Below are 4763 nucleotides of genomic sequence, written 5' to 3'. Positions count from 1 at the left end.
GCGCGATAGACCGAATAGGCCCCGCCGTGCGCGCCGATGGCGTTGCGGTCGCTGCCGGAGTTTACGGTGCCGATCACCGGCCCCCGCTCCTGCGCGGTCGGAGCGCCCCAGTTCAGCGGAAAGCGGCCGGCCGTTCCGCCGCCGGGATGGGAGTTGAGCCGGATGTGGCTGGGACGGTTGGACATGTTTCCTCACACTCGAACCGGCGTGTTCTTGGTCTGCGCCGGACTCGTCAGGACACACCCGATGGGGCCGGCTGTCCAGAGGTGCTGAACGACTCCCGCCCCGCCGCGTTTCCCCGCCGAACACGGAGTGCGAACCATGGCCGCCCGACCCACCTGGCAGGGACATCTGAAGCTGTCGCTGGTGACCTGTCCGGTCGCCCTCTACACGGCGACCTCGACCGCCAGCCACGTCAGCTTCCACCTGATCAATCCCGAGACCAACAACCGCATCCGGATGGTGGCCACCGATCCCGAGACCGGGCCGGTGGAGCGCTCGGACCTTGTGAAGGGGTATGAGGTGTCGAAGGACGAATACGTCCTGTTCGACGAGGCGGACTTCGACAAGGTCAAGCTGGAGTCGACCCGCACCATCGACATCGGCGAGTTCGTCGACGAGCACGACATCGACCGCCTGTACTGGGACAGCCCCTTCTATGTGGTGCCCGAGAAGGGCGTCGGCACCGAGGCCTTCGCCGTCATCCGCGACGCCATGAAGGCGGCGGGCAAGATCGCCATCGGCTGCCTGGTGCTGCGGGGCCGCGAGCGGCAGATCGCGCTGGAGGTCCGGGGCAAGGGGCTGGTGGCCTACAGCCTCCGGCCGCACGAAGAGGTGCGCGACACGGCCGACTATTTCGACGATATCCCCGAGGTGAAGGCCGACAAGGACATGGTCGAGATCGCCACGCGGATCATCGCCCAGAAGGAGGCCGACTTCGATCCCTCGCAGTTCAAGGACCGCTACGACGACGCCCTGCGCGAAATGATCGCCGCCAAACAGAAGGGCGGCAAGGGTCTGGTGGAGGCGCCGGAGCCGGACGACACCAATGTGGTCGACCTGATGGCGGCGTTGCGCGCCAGCCTGAAGGGCTCGGCCGGCGGCGGCGGGAAGGCGCCGGCCGAGAAGTCTCCGGCGAAGAAGGCGGCGGCCGCGAAGAAGCCTGCGGCCAAGAAGAAGGCGGCCTGACATTTCCACGTCCTTCCGCTGCGCGGCCCCGGGAAGACGAGGAGGGCGGCATAACGTCTCGTCGGCCCTCCATAGCTTGACCATACCCCGCGGTCCGCCGCTGATCACGGCATGAGAGAGATCGATCAGGCGGCGGTCGTCATCGGCGCGTCGGGTGGCGTCGGCGCGGCGATGGTGCAGGCGCTGGAAGGGTCGGGGCGGTTCGCCGTCGTTCATCCTCTGTCGCGATCCGGGACCGGGTTTGATCTGGAGGACGAGGCGTCCATCGCGGCCGCCGCCGCGAGGGTGCGGGACGGGCCGCCGCCGGGTCTGGTGTTCGTCGCCACGGGCGTGCTGCATGCGCCGTTCGAGCCTGAGCGCAGCTATCGCGCCCTGACCGCCGAGCACATGCTGCGCGACTACCGGATCAACACGGTCGGGCCCGCGCTGATCGCCAAGCATTTCCTGCCGCTGGCGCCGCGGGACTGGCGCTTCGTCTTCGCCGCGCTGTCAGCGCGGGTCGGGTCGATCGGCGACAACCGGCTGGGCGGCTGGCACAGCTATCGGGCGTCGAAGGCGGCGCTGAACATGATCCTGCGCAATCTGGCGGTGGAGATCGGCCGCACCCATGCGCAGGCAGTCATCGCCGGGCTGCACCCCGGCACGGTGGATACCGGCCTGAGCGCGCCTTTCCAGAAAGGCGTCGCGCCGGAGAAGCTGTTCACGCCGGAGACCTCGGCCGAACGCCTGCTGGCGGTGATCGACGGGCTCGAACCCTCCGACAGCGGCGGCGTCTTCGCCTGGGACGGCGCCCGCATTCCGGAATAGGCCACAGGGGCGGAGTTGACTCTTCGACTTGCTATGTGCCACATACTGTATGTCACACACTATGTGGCGGACAGGGCAGCGGCATGAGCGTCGATCCGGAGCTTTTTGAATCGATGCGGATGGAGCTGCGCCGCGGCTCGCTGGTGCTGGCGGTGCTCGCCTGCCTGCGGACCGAGCGCTACGGCTACACCCTGCGTCAGGCTCTGGCCGCCGATGGGCTCGAGATGGAGGAATCGACCCTCTATCCGCTGCTGCGCCGGCTGGAGAGCCACGGACTGCTGAACAGCGAATGGCGGGAGGAGGAGAAGCGGAAGAAGCGCTTCTACGTCCTGTCGCCCGGCGGCGTCTCGATGCTGGCCGCGCTGACCGACGAGTGGCGGGGCATCAACGCCTCGCTCGACAAGATTCTTTGAATTCCGGCTGAAGGGGAAAAGCCATGGACATGATCGACCGCTATCTGGACGCCGTCGCGGCGCAACTGCCGCAAGACGAGCGGGCCGACATCGTCGCGGAGCTGCGCGACCTGATCCTGAGCCGCTTCGAGGCGCGCGAGGAGGAACTGGGGCGCGCCCTCACCGAGGACGAGCAGGAAGCGATCCTGCGCGAGATCGGACACCCCCTCGTCGTGGCGGCCCGCTACCGCAAGGGTCCGGACACTCTCGTGGGGCCCGAATTGTTCCCGTACTGGCTGTTCGGGGTCAAGGCGGGCCTGATGGTGCTGGCGGCGGTCTACGCCATCGGTCTGCTTATCCGGCTGATCGGCGGCCCGGATGACTTCGGTCAGGCGATCGCCCAGGCCTTCCACGGCTTCTTCGGCGCCGGTCTGACCCTGATCGGGGCAGCGACCCTGACGGCGGCGATTTTCGAGCATCAGGGAATCCGGCCGACCTGGCTGACGAAGTGGCGGGTGAGGGATCTCGGCGCCTTCGGTCTGTCCGATCCGGCGACGTGGCGCGCCTCGATGGCCGGCAAGGAGACGGCGAAAGCGATCTGGATGCCGAAGATGCGCACCCAGGCGTGGCCCGGCTCGGAATACCTGTTCTCCGCGCTGGCCACCGGGGTGTTCATCCTGTGGTGGGTGGGCGCCATCCACTTCCCGAGGTTCGCCCAGATCGGCCTGCGCGGTGGGGACGCGTCGGTCGCCGGGGCGCCCATCTGGGACGCCCTGTTCGGCGCCATCCTGCTCTATGCCGTGGCGCAACTCGCGATCGATCTGGCCAGCCTCGCCCGGCCCCACGCCGTGCGTTTGCGCGCGGCGGCCATGGCGGCGATCTCCGCCGTCGGCCTGTGGCTGACCTGGACCATCCTGGAAGCCGGCCACTGGTTCACCCTGACGCAGGAGGGACAATCGGCCCGGGTGGCGGGTGACTGGTCCCTGCTGGACTTTGACCGGCTGCGCGACCTGAGCGACCGGACGCGTGATCTGGCCGGCGCCGCCGACACCCTTTCTGTCGTCATGACCTGGGCGCTGGCGGTCACAGCGATCAGCCTGATCTTCAAGATCGTCGCCAGCCTGTGGCGAATGGTTCAGCCGGCTGCCAAACCCCACGTCTGATCACGGCTATGTCCGAAAACCGCGAGACTTCGCTACGGGGGAGGGGCATTCTCGCGGCATGGAAATCGCAGCCGAACTGGATCAGGAGGCCTGCTACCGCGCGGTGGTCACGCGCGACGCACGGTTCGACGGGCGCTTCTTCGGCTGCGTGAAGACCACGGGCGTCTACTGCCGCCCTGTCTGTCCGGCGCGCACGCCGAAGCGGGAGAACATGGTGTTCGTCGTCTCCGCGGCCGCCGCCGAGGAGGCTGGATTTCGGGCCTGCCTGCGTTGCCGGCCGGAGACGGCGCCGGACATGGGCGCCTGGCGCGGGACCTCGAACACGGTCAGCCGGGCGCTGGCCCTGATCGAGGCGGGCGCGCTCGACGGCGGCGATGTCGACGCTCTGGCGGGGCGGTTGGGCGTCGGCGAGCGCCAGCTGCGCCGGCTGTTCCGCCAGCACCTCGGCGCCGCGCCGGTCAGCGTGGCCCAGACCCGGCGCGTGCTCCTGGCCAAGGCGTTGATCCATCAGACGGATCTGTCGATGGCGCAGGTGGCGCTCGCATCCGGTTTCGGCAGCGTCAGGCGGTTCAACGAGACCTTCCAGCATCTCTATGACCGCCCGCCATCGGCGCTCAGGCGGCGGGGTGAGCGGCTGCACACGGGCGGCGTGCGGCTGAGCCTGCCCTACCGACCGCCCTATGACTGGCCCGCGATGCTGTCTGCCTTGGCCGGCCGCGGCGACGCCGTCAGGGACGGGCGATGGACGCATGCCCTGTACCCTGACGTAGACGGGGCGGGGGGTCTTGTCTCCGTCGAACCGGCGGACGTCGGACGGTTGGCGGTCTGTGTGGACACGCCTGAATTGAAGGCCCTGCCGGGCGTGTTGGCCCGGGTGCGGCGGGTGTTCGATCTCTCCGCGGACCCCCAGGCGATCGCTCGCGACCTCGCCGCCGACCCCGTTCTGAGGTCGCTGGTCGAGGCGCGGCCGGGCTTGCGCCTGCCCGGATTGTGGGTCGACGATCGAACCGACCCGCCCAGCGACCGGTTCGACGACGACCGGCTGGTCTCACGCGCCGAACGCTGGCGCCCGTGGCGGGCCTATGGAGCGCTGCATCTGGCGGCGGCCGGACTCGGCGACCTGTCGGTAATGGAGAGAAGCGATGCGAAACACGCCGCCTGAGACCCTGACGCTGGATCGCGTCGCTACCCCGGCCGGAGAAGTGCTTCTGGT

The 4763-nt window shown here is 68.8% G+C and carries 6 protein-coding genes; 5 read left to right on the top strand and 1 reads right to left on the bottom strand.

Translation table 11 applies throughout. The features are described 5' to 3' along the window. The coding region (locus VGB60_RS02880; protein ID WP_331036776.1) for a hypothetical protein at positions 1 to 185 on the bottom strand (185 nt) is incomplete at its 3' end. Positions 186 to 321: 136 nt separating this feature from the next. On the opposite strand from VGB60_RS02880, the gene VGB60_RS02875 reads away from it, so the two are divergent. The 5 genes from VGB60_RS02875 (at position 322) to VGB60_RS02855 (ending at position 4712) form a co-directional block, all read left to right on the top strand. Next, complete coding sequence (locus tag VGB60_RS02875; protein ID WP_331036775.1) at positions 322 to 1188, top strand: Ku protein; 867 nt, start codon at positions 322 to 324, stop codon at positions 1186 to 1188. A gap of 111 nt (positions 1189 to 1299) precedes the next feature. Further along, positions 1300 to 1995, top strand: a complete 696-nt coding sequence (locus tag VGB60_RS02870; protein ID WP_331036774.1) for an SDR family NAD(P)-dependent oxidoreductase — start codon at positions 1300 to 1302, stop codon at positions 1993 to 1995. Positions 1996 to 2078: 83 nt separating this feature from the next. After that, a complete protein-coding gene (locus VGB60_RS02865) occupies positions 2079 to 2408 on the top strand; it encodes a PadR family transcriptional regulator (RefSeq protein WP_331036773.1) in 330 nt (109 codons plus the stop codon). A gap of 23 nt (positions 2409 to 2431) precedes the next feature. Continuing rightward, on the top strand, positions 2432 to 3550 hold the full coding sequence (locus VGB60_RS02860) for an HAAS signaling domain-containing protein (protein WP_331036772.1): 1119 nt from the start codon (positions 2432 to 2434) through the stop codon (positions 3548 to 3550). A gap of 58 nt (positions 3551 to 3608) precedes the next feature. After that, on the top strand, positions 3609 to 4712 hold the full coding sequence (locus VGB60_RS02855) for a bifunctional transcriptional activator/DNA repair enzyme AdaA (RefSeq protein WP_331036771.1): 1104 nt from the start codon (positions 3609 to 3611) through the stop codon (positions 4710 to 4712). The last annotated feature ends 51 nt before the right edge of the window (positions 4713 to 4763 follow it).

The sequence above is a fragment of the Brevundimonas sp. genome, assembly GCF_036399195.1.
Classification (GTDB): Bacteria; Pseudomonadota; Alphaproteobacteria; order Caulobacterales; family Caulobacteraceae; genus Brevundimonas.
The sequence above is the reverse complement of the archived record's forward strand: the minus strand, read 5'-3'. Positions and strand labels throughout refer to the sequence as shown.